Source organism: Glycomyces buryatensis (assembly GCF_004912275.1).
In the GTDB taxonomy this organism is placed as follows: domain Bacteria; phylum Actinomycetota; class Actinomycetes; order Mycobacteriales; family Micromonosporaceae; genus Glycomyces; species Glycomyces buryatensis.
On record NZ_STGY01000077.1, the window covers coordinates 1 to 24,648 of the forward strand.

Consider the following 24,648-nt stretch of genomic DNA (forward strand, 5'->3'; position numbering starts at 1 on the left):
CTTTACGTCACAGACCGATCCACTAACGACAAAGAGACGCCAGTCACATCCGACCCGTGAAGTGGCTGCGGCACAACACCTCTCGCCACGACCACCACCGGCACCACCCCGCGCCCGGGTGTGCCGCCCGACCGAAGCCCAGAGGCCTTGCCCAACCCCGAAACCCCGCCACGGAGCCTCGGAGCTTTGGAGCTTCGGAGCCTCGGAGGAATCCCCGCAGGCCCTGCCCCGCAAACGGACGCCGGCCCCCGCTCTCGCTTTTGTCGCCGATGCCTTTGGCGCAGAACGACCCTCCACCGGCACCGCCCCCGCCAGCGCCCCGGCCCCCAATGCAGGCCTCCCCAAGCGCGAGAACACCATCACCGAACCCGCCGGCAAACCCACCACCCGCACATACGCCCTACCCGAACGGCATGGAGCCTAGGACTCCTTGATCAGACGAATCATGGTGGACGCGTAGTCATCCGGGGCGAGGCGCAGGTCAAGGCCATGGGAGGCGAGCACCGCTCCATGATGGACTCGATCGCTATCCTCCTCGCGGTACCGACCCACCGGGTCGAGGCCGAATAGCTTCACGAGCGGGTCGCGGTAGCCGAGACGGCGGGCTCTGCGCCAGGCCAGCACCACAGTCTCCTCGCCGCGGCTGTACTGGACCCCGTTCACCTCGCCCGCGCGAAGCGGGCTTCGCCGTCCGAGTTGGACGGTTTGCCGAACTCGCCGGTAGTCGGCCACCAGCGCGGCGCCGCGTTCGAGTTCGGATTCGGTCCAGTTGTGCAGGTTCCCGCCGACCGCCATCGTTCCGGCCATGGCAACGTGGAAGCGGAAGTCGAGCGGGAGTTCCCTGCACGTGTAGGGGTTCGGCGAGTCGGTGACCCACGCGCCCATGACGCGGGCGGGGTAGGCCTGGGCGAAGCCCTCCTGGATTTCGATGCGGTCGGCCGCGTCGGTGTTGTCGGAGGTCCACACCTGGTCCGTGCGGCGCAGGATGCCGAAGTCCACGCGGCCGCCGCCGGAGGAGCACGATTCGATGCGTAGGGCGGGATGGTCGGCGCGCAGCCGGTCGATGATGCGGTACAAGTTGCGGGTGTGCTCGAACCAGAGCCGGTCTGGGTCCTCCTCCCCCGGCCAGCCGGCCTCGGTGAAGGGCCGGTTCATGTCCCACTTGAAGAAGTCGATCTCATTGGTGCGCAATAGGTCGTCAAGGCGGCCGTGGATCCAATCGGCCACCTCGGGGCGTGCGAGGTTCAGCACGAGCTGATTGCGGATCTCCGTGCGGCGGCGATGCGGCTGGTGGTAGACCCAGTCCGGATGCGCCCGGTACAGGTCCGAGTCGGGGTTGACCATCTCCGGCTCGACCCAGATCCCGAACCGCATCCCGGCCTCGTGGACGCGCTTGATCAAGGGACCCAGGCCGTCCGGGAAACGATCGGGGTTCGGGGTCCAGTCCCCCAGGCCCGCGCGGTCGTTGACCCGTGCGCCGAACCAGCCGTCGTCCATCACGAACAGCTCGCAGCCCATCGCGGCGGCCTTCTCGGCCAGCGCGATCTGGCTCTCGGCGGTGATGTCGAACTCGGTTGCCTCCCAAGAGTTGTAGAGGACCGGCCGAACCTCTTCGGGATGCGGCAGCACATGCGCGAGCGCGTACTCATGCCAGGCGGCGGCCGCGCCCGCGAAACCGTCCTCGGTGTACAGACCGGCGGCGATCGGTGTCTCCAGGTCTTCGCCCGCCTTGAGGCTGATCGCGATCGGGTCGTGGCCGAACCCGGCCGAGACGGCGACGCGCCCGGAAGGGGCCTTCTCGACGGTCATGCGCCAGGTGCCGCTCCACGCGAGCACCGTCGCCCAGACGCGGCCGTGGGACTCGCTCGCGGTGCCGTCATCGACGGCCAGCCACGGGTTCGCCTGATTGCTCGTGGTCCCCCGCCGCGAGCCGATCACCGTCTCCCCGACGGGCAGCGAGGTGCGGGTCAGCTGCGTCTCTGCGGCCCACTCGCCGTGGAGCTGACTCAATCGGTAGTCCTCGAGTTCGGGCACGATCCACGTGGCCGAGTCAGCCCGGAGAATCGTGATCGGGTCGATTCCGTTGTTGCACAGGGTCATCGATCGTTCAATGACGTCGGAGTCGGGGAAGACTCGGTAATGGACGCGCGCTTCGAGCGGGTAGTGGACGTCGGCGAAGACGAGCGTCAGTTCCTGTTCGGTCTCGATGGATTCGGTGAAGGTGAGTTCCAGGTCCCGGGTCCCATCGCCGAAACGCACCTGGAGGCCGGTGGGGCCGTAACGGAGGGCGGACGCCGGGTTGAAGTCGAGCACCGCGTCCCGGCCGTCGGTGAGCGGCCGCCCGGTCGGCTTCGGCAGGTCCAGCAGCGACACCGCCTGCTCTCGATGCAGTCTTGGCCCCCAGTGGAGTCCGTGAAGGCGGTCGTCTTCGTCCAGGGCCACGACGTAGCTCGTGTTCGGCGTGTCGATGGTCCAGAGGCGGGTGTCGCGTGCTGGCATTTGGTTTCCTTTCGCACTGGGTGTGGTTGCCGTGGCGAGAGCCCGGCCCGGACCGGGGCGGGCTCTCGGAAGCGCCTGGGCTCGTTCAGGAGCGGGGACGGGCGGGCCCCGAGGTCTCCCGGACGATCAGTTCCGGGGACCGCCAGGAGGTTCGGGGTTCGGGGCCGCCTTCGAGCTTGTGGCGGAGGAGTTCGAAGGCGCTGCGGCCGACCCCGCGGAAATCGAGGTCGACGGTGGTCAGGCCCGGTATGTGGTAGGCGGCCATCGGGCAGTCGTCGAAGCCGATGACGCTCAGGTCTCCGGGGATGCTGCGCCCGGCGTGGTGGGCGGCGTGGAGGACGCCGAAGGCGAGGTCGTCGTTGCCGCACATGATCGCGGTGGCCTCGGGGTCGGCGACGAGATCGGCCGCGGCTGTGGCCGCAGAGCCGATGGTCCAGCCCGATGGGATCACTTCGGGCGGTTCGATCCCGGCCTCGAGGAGGGCCTCGGACCAACCGTCCTGTCTTCGGGCCTTGCCCGGCATGGCGAGGTAGTGGACCGTCCGATGTCCCATGGACAGCAGGTACCTGGTCGCCCGCTTGGCGACGAGGCGGTCGTCGAGCGGGACGAGCCAGTCGGCGGCGCCGGGCTCGTCGCGGAGCTTGTCGTCGCCGGTGGCGACCACCGCGCCCGGCTGGGCCTTTCTGAGGATGCGCCGGGCCTGGGTGGTGGTCTCGTCGTGAGCTATGACGATCGCGGGGGCGCCGTCGTGGGAGAGGCGGCCGAGGATTTCGCCCTCGGTGTACGTCTGCTCGGGGTCGAGCACGGAGATGAGGACGGTGAAGCCGGCGGCGCTGGCGGCGTCCTCGATGCCGCGAAGCGTTTCGGCCGTGCCGTACAGGGAGGTGTCGAAGGTGAAAACGGTGACCGACCGCACGGCGCCGCCGGCGAGGGTGCGCGCCGAGCGGTTGGGTCGGTAGCCCAACTCACTGATCGCGGCCTTCACCTTCGCGCGGGTGGCGGCGGCGACCATCGGCGCGTCATTGATGACCCGCGAGACGGTCTGGTGGGACACCCCTGCGCGCTTGGCCACGTCGAACATGCTGACGGGCTTGGGTTCGGCTGCGCTCATGGCGGTCGGTCACCTTTCGGTTCGAGTGCTATTCGGCGTTGGCGATCTCGGCGACCGCTGCGGCCGCTTCCTGGGCGTCCTTCTGACCCAGCCAGACCTGATTGAACTCGTCGAGCGCGGCCGTGCCGAAGGCGGCATCGTTCATCGAGAGCGGGTAGCCGGTGGTGGTGCCCTCGGCGGCGGTCTGGAAGCCCGTCACGTCGATGTCCTCGCCCGCCCAGTAGTCGGCGAAGCCCTCATTGAGGGAGGAGACGCCGGGCCACACCGAGCCCAAGTCGGTCGCAATGGATTGCGCCTCTTCGGAACCGAGGAACTTGACGAACTCCCAGGCCTCGTCGGGGTTCTCGGTCCCGGCGTAGATCGCGTTGGACAGGCCGTTGATGACGGTGCCGGAGCCGACCGGGCCCGAGGGGTTGTCCGCCACCGCCCAGGAGCCCGGCTCTAGGCCGTCGCGGTAGAAGCTGAGCATCCACGAGCCGTCGAGCGTGGTGGCGGCCTGTCCGGGGACCACGTAGTCGCCGGGGACGCCGCCGTTGGGCTGGTTGGTCACTGCGGCGGGGACGGCCACGTGCCACTTGTTGTACAGGTCGGCGGTGAATTGGATGGCTTCGACGCATTCAGGTGCGTCGATGGTGTAGTCGCCCCAGGGTTCGTTCTGGAGGGAGCAGCCGTTCTGGACCGCGTAGTTCCACCAGTCGGTCTGGCCGGTGTTGGAGGACATCGCCGTCCCGTACTGGACCACGTTCTCGGGGTCGAAGTCCGAGCTCAGTGCGTTGTTGCCGTTGGCGTCGACGGTGAGTTTCTGAAGAAACTCCACATAGGTGCCGCCGTCGACGGGGTTCCATTCGAGGTCGCTCACGGTGGCCGGGTCGATCCCGGCGGCTTCGAGCGCGTCGAGGCGGTAGACCAGGGCGATCGAGTCCCAGTCCTTCGGCAGGCCGTACTGGTCGTCCTCGAACTGCCAGGAGGCGTAGAGGTTCTCGGGGTAGACCGAGGGGTCGACGCCGTCCTCTTCGATGTAGTCGGTGATGGGGAGCAGCACGCCGTTGTCGGCGTAGGTCGGGAAGCGCGAGACGTGGTTCCAGAACACGTCCGGGGCGTCCTCGGCCGCGAACTGGCTGTCGAGGCCGGTCCAGTAGTCCTCCCAGGGGTTCTGCTCGAGTTCGATGGTGATGTCGGGGTGTTCGGAGTTGAACTCCTCGACCATCGCCTCGAGCGCCGGGCGCTGATTGTCGTCCCAGAAGGCGTACCGGAGTGTGACAGCTCCGTCGTCGTCGCCTCCGCCGCAAGCGGCGAGCCCCAGCGGGGCGGCGAGGGCGAGGACGGCGAGGGCCGCCGATCGCGTCTTGTTCATCTGACTTGCCTTTCTTCGTTGAGAGGTCGGTCTTAAGGGGTGGATCACTTCATGCCGCTCAGGGCGATCGAGCGGACGATGTGGCGCTGGAAGACCAGGAAGACGGCGACCAGCGGGAGGAGCGCCATGGTGGAGGCGGCCAGGATGAGGTGGTACTCCTGGTTGAACTGGGACTGCATCTGGGCGATCCCGCGGGTGATGACGCGCGTCGACTCGGAGTGGGTGATGATCAACGGCCACAGCAGGTTGTTCCAGGTGTTGACGAAGCTGATGATCGCGAGCGTCCCGAGGATCGGCTTGGACATGGGGAGCATGACCCGCCACAGGATGGTGAAGGTGCCGGCGCCGTCGATGCGGGCGGCCTGCTCGATCGAGGCGGGGATGGTCTTGAAGTACTGGCGCACCAGGAACACCCCGTAGGGCATGAGGAAGCCGAACACGAACGGCAAGATCAGCCCGACGTGCGTGTCGACCAGGCCCAGCTCCCGCACGATGATGAAGGTGGGCACCAGGGTGACGATCTGCGGGACCATCATGGTCGCGATGTAGGCCCAGAACAGCAGGTCCCGCCCCGGGAATTCGAGCCGGGCGAAGGCGTAGGCCGCCAGGGTGGAGAACACGAGCTGTCCGATGGTGACGGCCACGGCCACGATGATCGAGTTGACGACGAACGTCGCGAAGTCGTACCGGCCCCACACGTCGGCGAAGTTCGACAGGATCGGATCGGTCGGCGGCGCCCACGGCTGGGAGGTCAGGATCTCCTGCTTGGATTTGAAGGCGGCGTTGAGGGTCAGCAGGTACGGACCCATCGAGAGCGCCGCGCCGGCCACGAGGACGAGGTAGAGCAGGGACTTCTTCAACACTGGCGGGCTCCTAGCTGAAGTCGTAGACGGTGCGCTTGCGGAAGAACAGGACCTGGGCGAGCGTGATCGCGGCGATGATCGCGAACAGGATCACCGCGAGCATTGAGGCGTAGCCGGCATTGCGCTGGGTGAACGACTCCAGGTAGATCTGGTAGTTCAGGGTGGCCGTGGCGCCGGCCGGGCCCCCGGCGGTCATGACGTGGATCGTGTCGAAGACCTGGAACGAGCCGATGACGCTGGTGATGAGGACGAACAGCATCGCCGGACGCAGCAGCGGCAGGGTGATCTTGAAGAACCGGTAGGCCGGCGACGCACCGTCCACATCGGCGGCCTCGTAGAGCTGGACCGGGATGGCCTGGAGTCCGGCCAGGAAGAACAGCATGGTGTAGCCGGTGAACTGCCAGATATTGACCGAGGCGATGACGGGCATGGCCCACGCCGAGTCGGTCAGCCAGTTGGCGCCGTCGATCCCGAACACGTCGAGGAACCGGTTCAGCCCGCCGTTGAGCGGGTCGAAGATCCACCGCCAGATGACGCCCAGCGCCACCGGCATGGCCATCCACGGCAGGACGTAGATGACGCGAAAGGCGTTGCGGGCCCTGATCTTCGCGTTCACCGCCAGGGCCAGCAGCAGCGCCAGCACGGTCTGGGCGGGGATATTGAGCAGCACGTAGTAGAAGGTGTTGCCGATCGATTGGACGGCACGTTCATCGCCGACCAGGTCGCGGTAGTTCTGCAGGCCTATGAACTCGGGGTCGGACAGGAGGTTCCAGTCGTAGAAGCTCAGCGCGACGACCACCACGATGGGCGTGATGAGGAAGAGCGCGAAGCCGACGATGCTCGGGGCGAGCATGCCGTAGGCCTCCAGCGCGGTTCGAAGGTTGTGGCGCTTTGCTCTCGGGGGCTTGGGGTGAGCGCTCACGGGTCCGGACGGGTGCTCGGTGTCGTGAAGGGTCTGCATGGCACCTGACTTGTCGCGTAGGGATCGGACGATGCGAGGGAATGTTAGCGCTCACGGAACGGCGGTGTCAAGATCGATGTCGACATTTCCATGCCTGGATTCGATTGCCTTGGATTTTGACGGATCTATACGGCAATACCGGTAAATTTATCCCGCTTTCATTGACTACTTTCGATGTCATGTCTTACGATATGATCCTGTTAGCGCTCACAGATTCCGGCACGCAACACAATGAAAGGACCTCCCCCATGCTCACGAATCCACCCCCGATCAGGCGCCGACGGCGCACCCTGATCGCGCTCGGCGCGCTGTCCGCCGCGCTGGCGCTGACGGCAACGCTGTTCACCGCCGTCACCTCGCAGGCACAGGTCGAGACGCAAAGCGTCCTGGTCGTGGATGCGGGCTCGCCGATCCGGCCCGTGAGCCAGGTCGGCAACGGCATGCTCTACGGCCTGGCCGATGCCGAGACACCGCCGCTCGACCTGCTGCTGCCGTTGAACCTCAACACCTTGCGGCAGCCGCCGCCCAATCACGAGCACATCCCCAACGGCGAGACCGAACCCGTCGGCGACACCCTGGACGTGGCCGGCAACGCCATGGCCGCGGGCGCCGACATCACGGTCGACATGGCGGACTCGCTCAACGGATTCCCGTACGACTGGCAGGGCTGGGACGACTGGCTCGGACGCGTCGACCGGATGATCGCCGACCTCCAGGCGCGCCCCGACATCACCAACGTCACCGCCTGGGAGATCTGGAACGAGCCGGACTGGACCTGGCACAGTTCGGCCGGCGACTTCAACGACGGATGGGACCGCACCTACGAGCGCATCCGCGCCAGTGACGCGACGACGCCGATCATGGGACCGAGCATCACGCACTACAACGAGGCCTGGCTCCGCGACTTCCTGACCTCCGCGAAGGACTCGGGCACCCTGCCGCAGGTGATCTCCTGGCACGAGCTATCGGGCTGGCAGGGCGTCGAGCAGCACATCAGCGACTACCGCGACCTCGAACGGGAACTGGGCATCGAGCCGCTGCCGATCTCACTCAACGAGTACGCAGCTCCCGAGGAGATTGACGTCCCCAGCACCGTCAATCACTACATCGCCCAGTTCGAGCGCGCGGGAGTGCGCGATGCCCAGCGCACGTTCTGGTTCGAGGCCGGGACCCTCAACGGACTGGTGCACGACAATCAGCCGACCGCGTCGTATTGGATGTACCAGTGGTACGGCGAGCAGAGCGGCGACATTGTGGACGTCGTCCCGACCACCTACAACGACGCCGTCGCCTCCTACGACGCCGACGCGGAGGAGGTGAGCATCGTGTTCGCGGGCGAAGCCGGCGACAATACGGTCCAGGTCGACGGACTGGAAGCGCTCGGCTCGACCGTCACGGCCACGTTGGAATACGTGCCCGGCTCGGGCCGAACCACTCCGGTGGACGGCGCCTCGCACGTCTGGACACAGGACTTCTCGGTCAGCGGCGGCAGCGTCAGCATCCCGGTCGACGACCAGGACCACCTCGGCGCCTACCGCCTCGTCATCAATCCGGCCGGGTAGGGAGTCGGCGTCCCGGTCGGCGAGGCCGTAGAGGTTCTGCACCGCGCCGACCGGGGCGATCCCTTGGGCCCTTTTTGGGGAACCGAACGTCGTCAGAGCCCTGGACCGCGGGACACCAGGGACGGCCGGTCGGGGCCGGAGAGGCGAAGGCCGCACCGATCCCTGCCGCGGCACCGGTAATGAGGACAGTCGGAGGGGATGGTGATCGCTCGTCACTCACCGACCGGTATATCCAGCGGGAACCGGAGGCCTGCGACCGCCGCCGAGCCGTCTGAACGCGTCTCCGCGTTCCGGCGCAGTGTTATGGAAGCGATGCCACGAAGCCCGCAACCGCGTACTGGGGCCAATTCGTAGAGTAAGTATGCGCATCTTTCGAACGAATACGGCCGCGGTGAGACGAGGCGGCCTCATCGCATTGGCTGCGGCGACCGGATTCACCGCGGGCTGCCAGTCGTCCGGATCGGACGACGAGTCCACCGAGGTCGGGGACGAGGAGCTGCTGACCGTCACCACGATGCTCCAGGAGAACCGCGAGCTGATCATCGATATCGTCGATGCCCAGGAGCGTTTGATCTTCGACTGCATGGAGGAACGCGGCCATACGGTCCACAACGGACACGAGCGCCTGATGTGGCGGTTCCAGAAGCAGGCCCTACCCGACGTCGAGGGAGTCGCCACGAACTGGCTCGTGGACCGCGAGATCGCAGAGGAGTGGGGCTTCGGGGTGTGGACCTCGACGGTCGACATGTACGGCTCCGAGGAGCACCTGGAGTTCGAGGCCTTGCGCGTGCCGGAGGGTGAGACGTTCGCGACGGTCGACAATTCGGCCTTCGAGGACCTCTCCGAACAGGACCGGTTCGATTGGTTCGTCGACTTCTACGGCGAGGAACGGGCCACGATGGACGAGGGCTGGCTGATCGGCGAGCACACCGGAGGGGAGGGCGGCCTCCTGGGCACCGCCAAGCCCGGCGGCTGCATGGGCGAGGTCACGGCCGCGCTCGACCTCGACCCCGAGTTCGTCCCGGCCCCTGACTTCGGCGAGGAGGTCGGGACCTGGTCGACGTTCCCGTTGCCGCCGGGCATGTCGGTATTCAGTTCGGGCGAGCTCGACGAACAGGTGCGCCAGGAGCGGACCACCGAAGAGGACTTCCTGATCTGCCTGGACGAGGCGGGCTGGAACGGCTGGGACTTCAACGCCGGGGGCAATCTCAATGTCCACTACTACATCGACGCCGCCTACGGCGTGACCGGGGACGCGAGCAATCCGCTGCCGGAGGCCTTTACGGAGGGCGCTCCCGAGGCGCCCCACGACATTGCCACCGACGCCGAGGGCCGCCGCGACTGGGAGATCGGATTCGCCACCGATATCTGGGACTGCGTCGATGAGACCGGCTTCGGCGCGGACGCCGACCGGGCCTGGAAGCGGGTCTACGGCGGCCACTTCCTCGAAATGGAGACGGAGATCTACGCCTGGCAGGAGGACATGCGAGAACTCATCTCCGAGGCGCAGGCCCTCATCTAGGCGGCGCGGATCAGCTCGGGTTGCGCCGCGGGGTGATGACGGCATTGGGCAGCGCAGGTGCCCGAAGCCGCTCCCCCGGATAGCCGACGACGGCGCCAAAGCGGTCGGAGGCGGCTTCCCAGTCCTGGCGGGCCTGGACGATGTCGTCGTGGCTGCGTCCGATGAAGTTCCACCACATGACGATCGCCTCATCGAATGGAGGGCCGCCGAGCAGGATGGCCCGGGCCGGGGCGTCCGACTCGTTCGACAGCGCCAACGTGTCACCGCCGCACGGCAGATAGCCGAGTTCGGAGGGGTGCAGCATGGTTTCGGCCATGCGCACGTCACCGCCGTCGACGAGCAGGCCGTGCTCGAAGCCAGGGTCGACGGCGAGGGTGGCGGCGGCGCCCGGTTCGAGGTCGATCTGGGCGCCTAGCAGTGGCGTGAACGTCCGCACCGGCGAGGTGTCTCCGGCGAGGGAGCCGAGGAAGACCCTGACCTCGGCCCCGTCGACGCGCACGGGTTCGGGCACGTGATGCTGGAAGTCGCGTCCGGCGCTCCGGTGTGCCTCGGGCAGTGCGACCCATAGCTGGACGCCGTGGAGGACGGCGGTATCGGAGGTGGAGACCTCGGAGTGGCAGATGCCGCGGCCGCCGGTCATGAGGTTCACCTCGCCGGGCCGGACCATGGCGCGGGTGTCGAGGCTGTCGCGGTGCTCGACCTCACCGCTGAACAGCCAGCTCACCGTCTGCAGGCCGGTGTGAGGATGGGGCGGGACGTTCATGCCGCCGCCCGCCGGTACGTCGACCGGGCCGTAGTGGTCGGCGAAGCACCAGGCGCCGATCAGCGTCCTGGCCCGCTGCGGCAGGGTGCGGCGGACGTGCATTGCCCGCACTCCGCCCAGCGGCACGTCCCGCGCCTCGAGCACCTGTACCCGGGTCGCCTCGCTCGTACGCACGCCGTCGATCGGGGCTCCGCACCGCATCTCCGCCGGCTCGACTTCGACGTTGCTCATCGAGACCACTTCCCGTCAGTACTCGTTGTCAGGTCATCGTATGCATTCGGTCGCGGACGACCGGTCATTCCGGGCGAGGTGTGCGATCACTTGCTCACGTTGTCGATCTGTTCGAGCATGCGCTCGGAGAGGCGGCCGAGTTCGGCGAATTCGTCGGCGCTGAGGGCGTCGATCACGAGGCTGCGGACGGTGGCGACGTGTTTGGGCGCGGCGGCCTCGATGGTCTCGCGGCCATGCGGGGTGATCACCACGAAGGCGCCGCGGCCGTCCTCGGCGCACTCCTTGCGGGAGAGGAGGTCCCGTTTGATCATGCGACGGATCTGGTGGGACAGCCGGCTCTGCTCCCAGTCGATCTCCTTGGCGAGGTCCTGGAACCGCACCCGGCCGTCGGGGACGTCGGTGAGGGCCACGAGGACCTCGAAGTCGGCTCCGGAGAGCTTCGAGTGCGACTGGAGGTCGGCGCCCAGTCGCGCCACGAGCTTCTGGTGCAGGCGTATGAAGGCGCGCCACGAGCGCTGCTCGTCGGCGCTCAGCCACTGGTCGGTGTCGTTCATCGGGCCAATGCTACCCCCTACTTGACACATCATCTATCTAGCGGTACATTAGTTGACACGTCATGCATCACCGAGCAATGGTAGATGATGCATCAAGTACGATCCGGCGTCCGAAAGGTGGAAACCATGAACGTCGTCCTCTGGATCCTGGCGGGCGCGCTCGCCGCGTTCTTCCTCTTCGCCGGCCTCTCCAAGCTGGCCCAGCCGAAGAAGAAGCTGGCCGCCACGCCCAATATGGGCTGGGCCGAAGACTTCTCCCCCGGCCTCATCAAGACCGTCGGCGCACTCGAAGTGCTGGCCGCGATCGGGCTCATCCTGCCCGCCGTGTTCGACATCGTCACCGTGCTCGTGCCGCTGGCCGCCAGCGGCCTGGTGGTCCTGATGGGCAGCGCCGCGCTCACCCACGCCCGCCGCAACGAGGGCCGGGCGATCGCGACGAACCTCGTCCTGCTCGTCCTCGCCGCCATCGTCGCCTGGGGCCGCTTCGGCCCCCACGCCTTCTAGACGCTTCCAGTCCACAAGGAGCAGCATCATGCCCGCCATCACCGTCGAGGACCTCCTGGTCCTCCCGCGCCTGCCCGAACTCGACCCGGCCGCGACCCGCGTCCGGCCGGTGCGGCAGCTTGTGACCGCGCCGATCGGAACCGAGGGCGAGGGCTTCCAGGTCCGCCGCGGCTTCGCCGGTGTGTCCATGCAGGACCTGGACCCGTTCGTCCACTTCGACCAGATCGGCGAGGTCGAGCTCGCACCCGGCGAACCGTTGGGCACGCCCTGGCACCCGCACCGCGGCTTCGAGACCGTCAGCTACATCATCGACGGCGCCATCGAACACCAGGACTCCAACGGCGGCGGCGGGCTGATCAGCGACGGCGACACCCAGTGGATGACCGCCGGAGCCGGGATCCTGCACATCGAGACCCCACCCGAGAGCCTGGTGGCGAGCGGCGGGGTCTTCCACGGGACCCAGCTGTGGGTCAACCTGCCGAAGGCGAAGAAGTTCTCCCCGCCGCGCTACCAGGACATCCGCGGGGGCCAGGCCGCGCTGCTGACCACGCCCGACGGCGGCGCACTGATCCGCGTCATCGCAGGCGACATCGCCGGGCACGCCGGTCCCGGCGTCACCCACACGCCGATCACGCTCACCCACATCACCGTCGAGCCCGGCGCCCGCGTCGACCTGCCCTGGAACCCCGGCTACAACGCCCTGGTCTACGCCCTCAACGGCTCCGGCACCATCGGCGAGGAACGGCGCCCGATCCACATGGGCCAACTCGCCGTTCTCGGCCAGGGTGACGCCCTGACCCTCCAGGCCGATCCGAGCCAGGAATCGCGCAGTCCCAAGCTCGACCTCTATGTGATTGGCGGGCAGCCGATCCGGGAACCCGTGTTCCACTACGGGCCATTCGTCATGAACACCCGCCAAGAAGTGATCCAGGCCGTCGAGGACTACCAGGCCGGGCGCCTCGGCGTCATCCCGGCCGAACGGCTCCCCCACACCGGCTGAACGCCCACCGAACCACCCCTGGGCCCCTATGGTCCGCAGGGGGAAGCATCCAATCGTCAACTCCGATTTGAGAGAGAAGATCATGGCAGAGCAGAAGATCATCGCAGTGGTCGGCGCGACCGGCGCCCAGGGCGGCGGGCTCGCCCGCGCGATCCTGGCCGATCCCGAATCCGGATTCAAGTTGCGCGCCATCACCCGCAATGCGGGCTCCGACAAGGCCCAGGAACTCGCCGAACTCGGCGCCGAAGTGGTCGAGGCCGACCTCGATGACGAAGCCGGCCTGGCGAAGGCACTCCAGGGCGCCTACGGGGCGTACCTGGTCACCAACTTCTGGGAGCACGGCTCCCCCGACCGCGAATACGACCAGGCGGGAAACCTGGCCCGGGCCGCCAAGACCGCCGGCGTCAAGCACGCGGTCTGGTCCACCCTGGAGGACACCCGCGCCTCGATCCCGGTCTCGGACGACCGGATGCCAACCCTGATGGGCAAGTACAACGTCCCCCACTTCGATGTCAAGGGCGACGCCAATGCCCTGTTCACCGAGGCCGGCGTCCCGACCACGTTCCTGCAGACCACCTTCTACTGGGAGAACCTCCTCTCGTTCTTCCCGCCCAAGCGGCAGGAGGACGGCAGCCTGGTCCTCGCCTTGCCGATGGCCGGGGGCAAGCTCGCCGGGATCGCCGCCGAGGACATCGGCCGCACCGCCTACGGCATCTTCAAGCAGGGCGCGCCGTTCATCGGCAGGACCGTGAGCATCGCGGGCGAGCACCTGACCGGCACCGAGTACGCCGCCGCGTTCGCCGAACTGCTCGGCGAACCGGTGCAGTACTACCCGGTCCCGTTCGACGGCTTCCGCGCGGCCGGGTTCCCCGGCGCCGAGGAGATGGGCAACATGTTCCAGTACTACGCCGAGTTCGACGACGAGTTCACCGGCCGCCGCGACCTCGACAAGGTCCGCGAACTCAACCCGGAGCTCAAGACGTTCAAGGAATGGCTGGCCGAGAACAAGGACGCCTTCGCTGGTATTTAGCGGTCGGACCGCCCGGAATCAGGGCACCGACTTGATCTTCCAGACGAGTACCCCGCCGAGCAAGGTCACGACGGCGGTCAATGCGTACAGGCCCGAGTAGCCGCCCAACCCGGCGACGATAGGGGCCGCCAGCGCCGGTCCGAGCACCTGCGGAGCGGTGTTGGCGATATTGATGATTCCCAGGTCCTTCCCGCGGTCGGCCGCTTCGGGGAGGACCTGGGTAATGAGCGCCTGGTCCACCGAGAGATATATCCCGAACCCCGCCCCCATGATCGCGGCGGCCGCCATCGACATCGGCCAGGTGTGCCAGAAGGCCAGCAGCACGGCGGCGAAGGCCATGACGGCGGCCGAGGCCGCGACCAAGGCCTTGCGGCGGCCCAGCCGGTCCGAGAGCACGCCCCCCGCAACGCAGGTGGCGATCACTCCGCAGGTGTAGATCAGCGTCAGCACCAGGACGCCCTCGTCGACGCTGTGTCCCGGGAACAGCTGCTCGTATCCGACCGCGTCCTGGAGGAAGAACAGCAGGTAGAGCGTGCCGGTCGCATTGCCGAGCATGACCAGGAATCGGGTGAACCAGGCCCAGGCGAAGTCGGGGTGGGCGCGAGGCGAGATCCACATTCCCGCGAGGATGACCCGCCATGAGACTTCTCGGCGCTCGGCCCGAGATATCGGCGGGTCCTTCGTGGTCAGTACGAAGGGCAGCACCATCGCGACCGTCGCCAGACCGATCACCAGGTATCCGGAGGCCAGGCCGGTCACGAGCATGGTGACGATGACGGCGCCGACGACCAGACCCAGGGCCTGTGGAAATCCGATCCAGCCGGAGACGGTGGCGCGCTGGCGCACCGGAACGTGATCGGGAATGGCGGCGTTCAGACTGGCGTACCCGGCATTGAGCGAGGCCTGCGCGAGGCACCACAGGATCAGCACGCCCGCAACCGTGGTCTGCATCCCGAGCAGAGCCAGTGCGGCGGCGCCGATGACGACGCCGCCCAGCGTCCACGGGTGCCGTCGACCGAACCGCCCGGTGGTGCGGTCGGACAGTGCCCCGGCGAGCGGATTGGCGATGACCGCGACCAGGGCGCCGGCGCCGGTTACCAGTCCGAAGACGGCGACCTTCGAGTCAGGGGCGATGGCGGCCAGCTGAAGTGGCAGCAGCACCTGGATCGGGGTGTAGAAGGCCATGTAGACGCCGAGCATTCCCGCGGTGATGCCGCCGATCCAGACCGGGCCGACCTTGCGCCGGGGTTCGACCAGGGCGGCCGGAACGGGGGTCGGCGTGGTGGTCATCGACTCTGCCGCGCAATCGGTTCGCGGATCGCTCTCTCAAACTGGAGGGCCGATGTGGCCGCCCTCCGGCTGCATCCGTCCGGTGGTCGCATTGCGGGCATGGGCACCTCCGAAAGCGACGGTGAGGGATTCTCGTGAATCTAGCAGTTTCCGAACTCGCAGGTAACCCTTGCAACGGTGGAACTTTCGCTGCCACGCGAAGCGGCATTTCCCTTGCGTACCCCCAAAACTGGCATACCGTGCAACCTTCACATTACCGCCGGGTAACGGTAGTCTCCCTACTACAACCCGTTGACAGCGATGTTTCCGAATAGGAGACTGCCATGTCCACTCCCCGGCGACGGCTGATCGCGGTGCTGGCCACCGCGATCCCGTCCATCCTCGCATTGTCCACAATGTCCTTTTCGGCTCAGGCGGCCGAGCGACCCGACGTCGTTCCGCTGCCCGACCACCTCGAAACCATCCGCGCCGCCGAAGCCGTCGAGCTCTACGGCAGCGCCGACATCCTCCCGCTCGAAGACCGGAAGTCCTCCCTGATCTCCATGGGGGACAGCGAGATCTCGGGCGAAGGGGTCGGCAACTACGACCCCGCCACCCATACCGACGGCAACTGGTGCGACCGCTCCTACGACCAGGCGCTCTTCCGCGCCGGCATCGAAAGCGACGTCCAGTACAACGTCTCATGCTCCGGCGGCGCCTCGCCGCACCTGGTCGAAGGCTCGGGCCAGCAGCAGTGGAACGAGCTGAACCAGGGCGACAACCTCGCCATCAAGGCCCGCAACACCCACGTCAAGCTGGTGTGGATCGTGGTGGGGGCCAATGACGAAGGCGGCATCGAGTTCGGGCCCGTCGCCACCCAGTGCGCCACCCAGCGGATCCTGCTCCAGGGACCCTGCTGGCCCGATCACACCGAGGACTGGGAGGCCCGCGTCGACGTCAGCCGCCAAGGCGTCGAGACCGCGATCGACGCGGTCCGCCAGACCATGACCGATGCCGGCTACCTCGCCGCCGACTACGACATGGTCGTCATGTCCTACCCCAGTCCCGGCGGCCCCGACGTCGAGGACAACCCGGACTTCCCCGGCTGGTGGGAGGGCGGCTGCCTGCTCTACCTGGCCGACGCCGCCTTCGCCCGCAATAAGGCCGTGCCCCTGTTCGAGCAGGGCGTCCGCGAAGCTGCGCTCAATCAAGACGTGCGGTACCTCGATGCGCAGCGGTTGTTCGACGGCCACGGCGTCTGCGAGGCCGAGCCCTGGGCGCGGGGCGTATACGCCGAGGTCGGACTCCTGCCCTCCGAGCACGCCTTCCGACAGTCGTTGCACCCCAACTACCTCGGTCACGGGGCCTTCGCCCAATGCATCACGCAGTTCTACGAGCATCCCGAATGGGACACCTCCACCTGCGTCGATCCGGCCAGCAGCAACAGCGCCGAGCTCTATGAGGGACTGTTCGAGTTCCAGGACCTCCAGCACCCCGACAGCGGCCTGTGCGCGGGCGCCGAGGGGTACGACTCCAGAAACGGCACCGCCCTGGTCTCCTCGGACTGCAATGGCGCCCGCAATCAGGGCTTCTGGCTTGACGAGGGTCAGGGGTCGCTGCACGTGGAGCTCAGCCACGACCGCTGCATCGACGTCGAGGGCGGCACCATGCAGGCCGGAACCGCGCTGGTGCTGTGGGACTGCAATGGCGGCCTCAACCAGGAGTTCGTAGTGACCGACACCGGAATCCATCCGGCCGGCCACTCTGACCTGTGCATCGGCTTCGATGGGGCCGGAACCGAGGTGCCGGCGAAACTGACCGAGTGCGGCACCGCCGCAAGCGGATTCGGTCTGGTCGACCGCGACTACGCCGACCCCGCTGGTTACGGCTACGACGACTGGATCGGATCCAGCGTCTACTAGCGGCGCAACGAAAGGCGATTCAATCGAGGGCGGGCCACTAGATATCGGCGGCTCGCCCTCGGGGCGCTCTCACCGCGTCGGCCCGGGGGCCTCAAGGCCCGCCTCCAGATAGCGTTCGACGGACTTCGCCGCTCCGAGGTGGGCGACGAGAGAGTCCGCCGCCTCGCGGTCCTTCGCATCGCTCCCGGCCGCCGCCGCGAAGACCGTGTAGTGCTGCGCCGCTTCCGGAAGCGGGCCGACGAGCCGGGCCTGGGGTACGAACCGCAGCTCGCTCAGCTGCTGCACGGCGAGGTCCGCGCGCCCGTCGAGCACCGCTTCGGCCGTGAAGCCCTTCTCGATGACCGTCGCGCGCGCGTCGATCTCCTCCCTGATACCCAGCGCCGCAATGAGAGAGGCGAAATACACACCGCTCGCTCCCGTCCGCGAATACGCGACCGAGCGCGCTCCCAGTAGCGCCGACTTCAATTCATCCACTGTGGAAATATCGGGGAGTTCGCCCGATCCGGGTTCGGCCGCGAGGCCCACGCCGACGCGGGCGATGTCCACCAGCGAGGATGCGTCCAGCACCCCATCGTTGGCCAGTCCGTCGAGCTGGGATCGCACCCCGATCATCACGTCCGGACGATCCCCGGCCGCGATCCGTTGCAGCAGCACATTGGTCGGGTCGAAGACCGTCTCCACCTCGACTCCGCCGGCGCGAGTGAAGTCGTCGATCACCCCCGCGTCGAGGGCGAGCCGGACGGCGAGCGTGCTGAAGAGTCGAATGGTCGGCATCAGTGGGGCCTTTCGGTGAGGAGGGTCTTGAGCATCGCCGCCGCGGCCTGCGGGCCGGAGACCACGGGCAGGCCCAGGCGCTGTTCCAGGAGGGCGGCGGCGGGGGCGAGCGAGTACTGGGCGAGGACGACCGCGTCGCAGGCGGCTTTGTCTGCGACCACGTCGGCGAGCGCATTCTCCAGCGCGTCCACGTCGCCGCTGCGGCTTGGTCGCAGCGCGGCGTCGGCGGTGACGACGTCGACCCTCGTTCCTACTCCGGCGTCCGCCAGGGTCGACCGGAGCCGGGCGGCGGCATCGATCGCCGCCGTCTCGAACGACGCGACCACCAGGACGCTCCCCCACCGCTCCCGGACGACCCGCGCGAAGGCGGCCTGGTCCGGGGCCAGCACCGGGATGTCGAGTTCGGCAGAGGTCGCGACCGTCCCGTACATGGAGCAGGTGAGGAGCACCGCCGCCGCTCCCCCGTCGCGGGCGAAGCCGATGAGGCGCGACATGCGTTCGGCGAGTTCAGGAGTCAGCCCGCCAGCCGCATCCGCGTCCGGAAGCAGGCGATCGTCCAGGATGTTCCACGGCTCTGCCTCCGGGAAGACGGCCGCGAGACCGTCCACCGCGGGTGCGACCGCCGCGCTCGTGCCGTGGATCAGGGCGAGTCGCGGCCGCCGGTTCTCGGCGGTCATCCGAGGAGTTCCCTTCTCCAGGAGAGTCCTTCGCGGGTCCCTGCTGCGGGCGCGTACTCGCATCCGATCCAGCCGTCGTATCCGCTGGCCTCGATGGCGGCGAACACCTGCCGGAAGTTCAGCTCCCCGGTCCCGGGCTCGTGCCGCGAGGGCGGGTCGGCGATCTGCACGTGGAACGCCCCGGGGAGCCCCTGGGAGAGCAGTCGGAGGATGTCGCCCTCGTCGATCTGGGCGTGGTAGACGTCGAGCAGGACCCCGACGTTCCCCGCGTCGCACGCGGCGGCGACCGCGTGTGCCTGTGCCTGGTTCTGGAGGATGAAACCCGGTGCGTCGCGTTTGTTCTGCTCCTCCAGCAGCAGGCGGACGCCGGTGGGCGCGGCCTGTTCGGACGCCCAGACGACATTGGCCACGTAGCGGGCGAACGCCTGGTCGCGGCTCACTCCAGGCGGGACCATCCCGCCGACGAGGTGCACGAAGTCGCCGCCGAGTTCGACGGCGTACTCAAGGGACTTCAGGAACTCGCTCCGGAACCTCGGGGCCAGGTCTGGAAAGCAGGTGATCCCCTGCTGCTCCGGCGTGCCCCGCTCCCCCATCGGCGTATTGATCAGCACCAGGTGAAGGCCATTGTCCTCCAGCCGCTTTCGAAGTTCGGCCCGCGAGTGCGCGTATGGGTCGGGGAATTCGACGGCGTCGAAGCCCGCCGCGGCGGCGGCCGCGAACCGGTCGAGGAAGTCGTGTTCGGTGAACAGCCATTTCAGGTTGGCGTCGAATCGCAGGCCGCTCATGACTCCACTCCTGTTGCGGCAGTGCGGTACGCGGGGTTGACGAGATTGTCCGGCTCGGCATTGCCGCCGAGGTGGTCGATCACCTGCCGGGCCGCCATGAGGCTCGATCTGGCCCGAGCTTGATGTGTCGCGGCGCCGATGTGCGCGGTGATGAGCACTCGGTCGAGCCCGCGCAGCGGGCTGTCCGCGGCGAGCGGTTCCTCTTCCAGGACATCGAGTGCGGCGCCCGAAAGGCGCCCTTCCCTGATCGCCACCGCCAGCGCGGACTCGTCCACGATCCCGCCGCGCGCCGTGTTGACCAGGAACGCCCCGGGCTTCATCGCCGCGATCCTCGGCGTGTCGATGAGGTTGCGGGTGGTCTCGTCCAGGGCCATGTGGAGCGTCAGGAAGTCGGATGCGGCCAGCACCTGGTCGAGGGTGGCCTCCTCGATGCCGTGCCGCGCGGCGAAGGACGAGTCGAAGTGCGGGTCGAACGCCATGACGGTCATCCCCATCGCCCGCGCGATCACCGCGACGGCCTTCCCGATGGATCCCAGTCCCGCAATGCCGAGGACGGACCCGCCGAGCTCGGTCCCGCTCGGCTGGTCCCAGGCTCCGGCGCGGATCGCCGCGATGTTCTGGGGCAGGAGGCGCGCGCCATTGACGAGCTGGCCGATCACGAGTTCCGCGACGGAGCTTCGGTTGACGCCGGGGGTGAAGGTGACGGCGACGCCCTGGCGGGTCGCGGCCTCGACGTCGATATTGTCGTAGCCGACCCCGCACCGCCCGATCACGGTCAGGCGGTGCGCCGCGTCGATCACGTCGGCGTCGAAGGAGTCGGTGCCGGCGACGATGGCGTCCACCTCGCCGACGACGTCGACGAGCCGTTCACCCCTCGCCTTCCGGTCGGCCGCCCTGCGGAACACCGTCTCGCAGCCGGCGTCCGCCAGCAGCCGGTCGACCTCACCGCCCGGTTCGAGATAGGCGGTGGTGATGAGCACTCGCGCGGTCATTGTCCCTCCTGCTTCTGTTGTGCCACTTGCGTGTAGACGGCGACCGTGTACTCATTGAGGCCTTCGGTGCCGCCTTCGCGCCCGTATCCGGAGGACTTGACGCCGCCGAACGGGGCCTCTGCCACGGCCAGCGCCGTGGTGTTGACGCCGATCATGCCGACGTCGAGGCGCGAAGCCACGTCGCGGGCGGCGTCCTCGGGCCCGAAGACGTAGGCGGCGAGTCCCTGTTCCACGGCGTTGGCCCGGTTCACGGCCTCGTCGATGGACCGGTACGGCAGCACGGGCGCGATCGGGCCGAACGGCTCCTCCGTGAGGATCCGCGCGTCGTCGGAAACGTCGGTGACGACGGTCGGCTCGAAGAACCATCCCGGCAGCGACTCGACCCGGCCGCCGCCGGTGAGCACGCGCGCACCGCCCTTTCGGAGATCATCCATGAGGGATTCGACGGCTCTGAGCCTGCGTTCGTTCGCCAGTGGGCCGACCTCGACGCCGTCCCGGTCGCCCGGACCGACCGTGAGCGCCGCGGCCGTCTCGGCGAAGTGCGCCGCGAACTCCTCGGCGTCCCGGTCGGGGACGAAGAACCTGGTGGGCGAGATGCAGACCTGTCCGGCGTTGCGGAACTTCGCGCCGGCCAGCGCGCGGGCGACGCCGGGTACGTCTGCCCCGGGAAGCACGATCACGGGTGCGTGCCCGCCGAGTTCGAGGCTGAGCGGTTGCAGGTGCTCGGCGGAGAGCTGCACGAGTTCCCGGCCGACGAGTATCGATCCGGTGAGCGTGATCTTCCGGATGACCGGCGAGCCGATGACCTCCCGGGCGATCTTGGGTGCGTCGCCGGTGACGAGGGCGATCACCTCTGGCGGCAGTCCGGCGTCGATGAGCGCGTTGACGAGCGCGACTGCCGCGCCGGGGGCCTCCTCCGCCGGTTTCACCAGGATGCTGCATCCGGCGGCGATGGCAGGGGCGATCTTCCGGGCCGGGAGCGAGGCGGGGAAGTTCCACGCCGAGAATGCGGCCACGGGGCCGATCGGGCGGCGCTGGACCGTGAACTCGCGTCGGCCGTCGGTCCAGGTCCGGCCGAGGTCGCGGGTGGCCTCCGTTGCGTACCAGTCGAAGTGGCCGGCGGACTGCTCGATCTCGGACCTGGCCTCCCCGAGCGGTTTCCCCTGTTCGGCGGTGATCGTCCTCGCGGTTTCCTCGGCGCGCGATCGCAGGATCGCGGCCGCCGTGGTGAGGACGCGGGCCCGCTCCCCGGGTTCGGACCGGCGCCACAGCGTGAAGCCGCGCTCGATGGAGGCCAGGGCCGCGTCGAGGTCGTGCTCGTCGGCCTGTGCCACCGATCCGATGACCCCGCCGGTGGCGGGCTCGCGGAGTTTGAGGGTCCGGCCGCCGGTGCCGGCGCGCCACTGACCCCCGATGAAAAGAAGCGAGTCGCGTTCTCTTGCAGCTGACTTCACGCTCATCGAGGCTCCAGCACCACGAGGGAGACCGACGGCAGCGGGAGGCGGGTCTCGTACCGGAGGCTTCCCTCGGACGCTGCGACGATCCGCTGCTCGCCCACCGTCTCCAGGCCCTGCCGGGCGAAGATGCGCCCCAGCGTCTTCTCGTCCGGCTCCTGGGGTGATCCGAGCTCCTTCCACACCGTGTGGGAGTTCGAATGATCGGCGTCGATCCGGTATTCGGTCACGGCGTAGGAGGAGGCCGCGAGCCCGGCGAAGCCGAGCACCGTCTCGGTGGATTCGACGTCCTGGCTGTACTGGTCGTCGCTGTGCCGCCAGATCAGGGCCGCGACGGTCCCGTCCTCCGCGATCGACGCGAGGGCGTCGACCTCTTCGGGCATTCCGTGTTCCCGTCCGGACAGGTCGTCGATCGGCCACGCCGCGTCGGAGATGGCGCCGATGCGGCGCTCGCCGAGTTTCGCGAAGAGCCGGTAGGCGTTCATGAGCGGTTTCTCGATGCCGCCCTGGGTGATCCAGGAACGCGTGCCCTCGAAGTAGCGTTCGCCCTCGAAGTAGAACGACCAGGTCGTCGCCTGCTCGATATTGTCCCGGTGGTTCGCGCTGAGGTCGAGGAGCTTCTTCATGAGCTTGGCCTGGAACACCGGGTAGTACTCGTTGTTCTGGAACTGGAAGTTCGCATTGTCGTAGGCGCTGTGGTGGGCGGGGACGCCCGCGTCGCACTCGTCGATGATCGCGGGGAGCTCGGCGTATTCGGGGAACTCCCCCATGACCGCGAGCAGCCGGTCCACCTCGAACAGCATCTTTGCCGCGGACGGCGACTCCTGCACGGGCGCGGGCGCCCCGATCGGTCCATAGGTTCGCCACGGCGTGAACGCCGATCCCTTGGTGTGGAACGAGACGTAGTCGAGCGGGGCGCCGGTGCGCGAGCAGTGGTCGAGGAACCCGCGGAGGAAGTCGACGCCGGCGTCGCCGCCGGTGACGGACGGGCCGCCGATGCGGGCCTCGGGCAGCACGCCGCGGATCGCGGCGGCGGTGACGGTGTAGAGGTCGTAGTACTGCTGCGGCGTGCCCCTCCAGTAGAAGATGTCGGGCTCGTTCCACAGCTCCCACACCCACTTCGAGACCTCCTCGGCCCCATAGCGTTCGAGCGCGTGCTCGGCGGTCGCGGCGCACAGGCCGGCCCACTTGCCGTAGTCCTTGGGCGGGAACGACCAGAGGCCGTTCTCGTAGGCGCTGTAGACCGTGGGGCTCGGGATCGTGGTGAACACTTCTTTGGCCTTCTCGGGCACCAGGTCCTTCGGGGTGAACCCGAGTTCGACGAGCACATGGTGGCCGGACCCGACGATGGCGTCATAGGTCTGGTCCAGGAGCGTGAAGTCGTAGTACGGGTTGCCCTCGGCGTCCTCGTGGTAGACGTTCCCGTTGCCCCAGTGGGGCTGTCCCCATCCGCTGCCCGAGCAGAACATGTAGTGGGGTCGCACGTGGAACGGCCGCGGGGAGAACTCGCCGATCTGCCGGAGCAGTCGCTTCCCGTCCGGGCGGTAGGTGTAGTTGATCTCGTCGTAGCCGAGGCTCGCCCAGATCGGCGTCAGGTCGCCGAGTGAGGTGGAGGCGTCGATGCGCACGTCAGCGCTCCTGACATGCGGAGCGTCCGGATCGGAGCGGGCCGCGCTCGGGTGCGCCCCGTTGTGCCCCGCGTGTTCGGTGGATCGCGTGCTGTTGGCCATGGTCAACCTTTCAATCCGGTATTGCTGATGCCCTGGACGATGAATCGCTGGGCGAAGAGGAAAACGAGCAGTGGGGGCGTGATGGCGAGGATGGTCGAGGCCATGACCACGCCGTACTCCGAATCGCCGTATGCCGATCGGAAGGTGATGAGCGCCAGCGGCAGCGTCTGCATCGAGGGGGTGCTAGTGGCGATAAGCGGCCACAGGAAGTCGTTCCACGCGGAGAGGAACACCAGGATGCCGATGGTGGCGAGACCGGGCCGGATGAGCGGCAGCACGATGTAACGGTAGTTCTGCCAGGCGTTCGCGCCGTCGATCTTCGCGGCTTCGGTCAGTTCGACGGGCAGGTTCACGATGAACTGCCGCAGCAGGACGACCCCGAACAGCGACACCACGTGCGGGATGATGAGCGCGCCGTACGTGTTGAGCAGCCCGAGCGCCGCGAACTGCTGGAACAGCGGAACCAGGATGACCTCGGTGGGGATCAGCATCATGAGGACGATGAGGCTCAGGACGACCGCGCTGCCGCGGAACGGCAGGCGGGCCAGCGCGTACGCCATCATCGAGCAGACGACGAGCGCCAGCACGGTGGCGACGATCGCCACGACCGAGCTGTTGAAGAACGCCACGAAGACATTGCGGCGGGTTGCCGGCGATGGTCGAGGTGACGAGCTTGGTGAGGTAGTCGCCGCCGTAGGCCGGCGCCGACATGCGGATCTGCGCTCCGGTCGACTGCCGGTTGTACCTGTCGACGATCTGCTGCATTACGACGCCGTCGGGCCCCGTGTAGAAGGTGACGAACTCGAGCACGTTGCCACCGGCCGCGGTGGTGTCGTCGAAGGGTGAGCTGCAGGCGTTGAGAAGCGATCCCGCGGAGACCGCGGCTCCCGCCCCGAGGAGTCTTCTTCGTGTCATTTGGACCATTCGGTGCGCCTCCTTGCGCGGCCCCGCGACTTCGCGGGGCGTGACCGATAGGGGGATCTTGCGGCACCTCCGTGCCAATTCGGCGACGCTATCCCAGCGATTGACGATTGTCAACAAGAAACAATCAGCAATATTCTGCTAGGATTGCCGTACACCAACCCATCAGG

21 protein-coding genes are annotated in these 24,648 nt (G+C 67.8%); 6 read left to right on the forward strand and 15 right to left on the reverse strand.

What is annotated here, in order from left to right; all coding sequences use genetic code 11:
* Positions 1 to 420: 420 nt before the first annotated feature.
* The 5 genes from FAB82_RS23725 to FAB82_RS23745 all read right to left on the reverse strand — a co-directional run bounded on the left by FAB82_RS23725 (position 421) and on the right by FAB82_RS23745 (position 6,788).
* Positions 421 to 2,499 carry an alpha-galactosidase gene (locus FAB82_RS23725; protein WP_136537045.1) on the reverse strand — a complete coding sequence of 693 codons (2,079 nt, stop codon included), beginning with the start codon at positions 2,497 to 2,499 and terminating at the stop codon, positions 421 to 423.
* An 85-nt stretch (positions 2,500 to 2,584) separates the two neighbouring features.
* Positions 2,585 to 3,610 (reverse strand): LacI family DNA-binding transcriptional regulator, encoded by a 1,026-nt coding sequence (locus tag FAB82_RS23730; RefSeq protein ID WP_136537046.1) that lies wholly within the window; start codon positions 3,608 to 3,610, stop codon positions 2,585 to 2,587.
* A 28-nt stretch (positions 3,611 to 3,638) separates the two neighbouring features.
* Complete coding sequence (locus tag FAB82_RS23735; RefSeq protein ID WP_136537047.1) at positions 3,639 to 4,964, reverse strand: ABC transporter substrate-binding protein; 1,326 nt, start codon at positions 4,962 to 4,964, stop codon at positions 3,639 to 3,641.
* Between the two features lie 44 nt (positions 4,965 to 5,008).
* Positions 5,009 to 5,827, reverse strand: a complete 819-nt coding sequence (locus FAB82_RS23740; protein WP_211116821.1) for a carbohydrate ABC transporter permease — start codon at positions 5,825 to 5,827, stop codon at positions 5,009 to 5,011.
* 10 nt (positions 5,828 to 5,837) lie between these two features.
* On the reverse strand, positions 5,838 to 6,788 hold the full coding sequence (locus tag FAB82_RS23745; RefSeq protein WP_211116822.1) for a carbohydrate ABC transporter permease: 951 nt from the start codon (positions 6,786 to 6,788) through the stop codon (positions 5,838 to 5,840).
* Positions 6,789 to 7,036: 248 nt separating this feature from the next.
* Here FAB82_RS23745 and FAB82_RS23750 point away from each other — a divergent pair, with 248 nt between their 5' ends.
* Positions 7,037 to 8,350, forward strand: coding sequence for a hypothetical protein (locus FAB82_RS23750; protein WP_136537048.1), 1,314 nt, complete (start codon positions 7,037 to 7,039; stop codon positions 8,348 to 8,350).
* Between the two features lie 361 nt (positions 8,351 to 8,711).
* A complete protein-coding gene (locus FAB82_RS23755) occupies positions 8,712 to 9,872 on the forward strand; it encodes a hypothetical protein (RefSeq protein ID WP_136537049.1) in 1,161 nt (386 codons plus the stop codon).
* A 10-nt stretch (positions 9,873 to 9,882) separates the two neighbouring features.
* On the opposite strand, the gene FAB82_RS23760 is transcribed toward FAB82_RS23755, so the two are convergent.
* Positions 9,883 to 10,866: a pirin family protein gene (locus tag FAB82_RS23760; protein WP_136537050.1), complete on the reverse strand. Its 984-nt coding sequence runs from the start codon at positions 10,864 to 10,866 to the stop codon at positions 9,883 to 9,885.
* 86 nt (positions 10,867 to 10,952) lie between these two features.
* Entirely contained in the window at positions 10,953 to 11,420 is a 468-nt protein-coding gene (locus tag FAB82_RS23765; RefSeq protein WP_136537051.1) for a MarR family winged helix-turn-helix transcriptional regulator, read from the reverse strand.
* A 126-nt stretch (positions 11,421 to 11,546) separates the two neighbouring features.
* Here FAB82_RS23765 and FAB82_RS23770 point away from each other — a divergent pair, with 126 nt between their 5' ends.
* From FAB82_RS23770 to FAB82_RS23780, 3 genes are all read left to right on the forward strand, one after another.
* Positions 11,547 to 11,924 carry a DoxX family protein gene (locus FAB82_RS23770; RefSeq protein WP_136537052.1) on the forward strand — a complete coding sequence of 126 codons (378 nt, stop codon included), beginning with the start codon at positions 11,547 to 11,549 and terminating at the stop codon, positions 11,922 to 11,924.
* Positions 11,925 to 11,952: 28 nt separating this feature from the next.
* Positions 11,953 to 12,924: a pirin family protein gene (locus tag FAB82_RS23775; RefSeq protein WP_136537053.1), complete on the forward strand. Its 972-nt coding sequence runs from the start codon at positions 11,953 to 11,955 to the stop codon at positions 12,922 to 12,924.
* A gap of 82 nt (positions 12,925 to 13,006) precedes the next feature.
* A complete protein-coding gene (locus tag FAB82_RS23780; RefSeq protein WP_136537054.1) occupies positions 13,007 to 13,954 on the forward strand; it encodes an NmrA/HSCARG family protein in 948 nt (315 codons plus the stop codon).
* 18 nt (positions 13,955 to 13,972) lie between these two features.
* On the opposite strand, the gene FAB82_RS23785 is transcribed toward FAB82_RS23780, so the two are convergent.
* Entirely contained in the window at positions 13,973 to 15,244 is a 1,272-nt protein-coding gene (locus tag FAB82_RS23785) for an MFS transporter (protein ID WP_136537055.1), read from the reverse strand.
* A 323-nt stretch (positions 15,245 to 15,567) separates the two neighbouring features.
* Here FAB82_RS23785 and FAB82_RS23790 point away from each other — a divergent pair, with 323 nt between their 5' ends.
* Complete coding sequence (locus FAB82_RS23790) at positions 15,568 to 17,145, forward strand: ricin-type beta-trefoil lectin domain protein (protein WP_136537056.1); 1,578 nt, start codon at positions 15,568 to 15,570, stop codon at positions 17,143 to 17,145.
* A 69-nt stretch (positions 17,146 to 17,214) separates the two neighbouring features.
* Here FAB82_RS23790 and FAB82_RS23795 read toward each other — a convergent pair whose 3' ends face one another.
* The 7 genes from FAB82_RS23795 to FAB82_RS23825 are packed head-to-tail and all read right to left on the reverse strand — an operon-like array spanning position 17,215 to position 24,186.
* On the reverse strand, positions 17,215 to 17,919 hold the full coding sequence (locus tag FAB82_RS23795) for a molybdate ABC transporter substrate-binding protein (RefSeq protein WP_136537057.1): 705 nt from the start codon (positions 17,917 to 17,919) through the stop codon (positions 17,215 to 17,217).
* Positions 17,919 to 18,596: an aspartate/glutamate racemase family protein gene (locus tag FAB82_RS23800; RefSeq protein ID WP_136537058.1), complete on the reverse strand. Its 678-nt coding sequence runs from the start codon at positions 18,594 to 18,596 to the stop codon at positions 17,919 to 17,921. Before FAB82_RS23800 ends, FAB82_RS23795 begins: the two co-directional genes overlap by 1 nt.
* The gene (locus tag FAB82_RS23805; RefSeq protein WP_136537059.1) at positions 18,593 to 19,381 is read right to left on the reverse strand and encodes a hydroxypyruvate isomerase family protein; all 789 of its coding nucleotides are present in this window, start codon (positions 19,379 to 19,381) and stop codon (positions 18,593 to 18,595) included. The genes FAB82_RS23800 and FAB82_RS23805 overlap by 4 nt, the downstream gene beginning before the upstream one ends.
* A complete protein-coding gene (locus FAB82_RS23810) occupies positions 19,378 to 20,373 on the reverse strand; it encodes a phosphoglycerate dehydrogenase (protein ID WP_136537060.1) in 996 nt (331 codons plus the stop codon). Before FAB82_RS23810 ends, FAB82_RS23805 begins: the two co-directional genes overlap by 4 nt.
* Positions 20,370 to 21,833, reverse strand: coding sequence for an NAD-dependent succinate-semialdehyde dehydrogenase (locus FAB82_RS23815; RefSeq protein WP_136537061.1), 1,464 nt, complete (start codon positions 21,831 to 21,833; stop codon positions 20,370 to 20,372). Before FAB82_RS23815 ends, FAB82_RS23810 begins: the two co-directional genes overlap by 4 nt.
* Positions 21,830 to 23,557 carry a GH39 family glycosyl hydrolase gene (locus tag FAB82_RS23820; protein ID WP_136537062.1) on the reverse strand — a complete coding sequence of 576 codons (1,728 nt, stop codon included), beginning with the start codon at positions 23,555 to 23,557 and terminating at the stop codon, positions 21,830 to 21,832. Before FAB82_RS23820 ends, FAB82_RS23815 begins: the two co-directional genes overlap by 4 nt.
* A 2-nt stretch (positions 23,558 to 23,559) precedes the next feature.
* On the reverse strand, positions 23,560 to 24,186 hold the full coding sequence (locus tag FAB82_RS23825; protein ID WP_136537063.1) for a carbohydrate ABC transporter permease: 627 nt from the start codon (positions 24,184 to 24,186) through the stop codon (positions 23,560 to 23,562).
* Positions 24,187 to 24,648 lie beyond the last annotated feature (462 nt).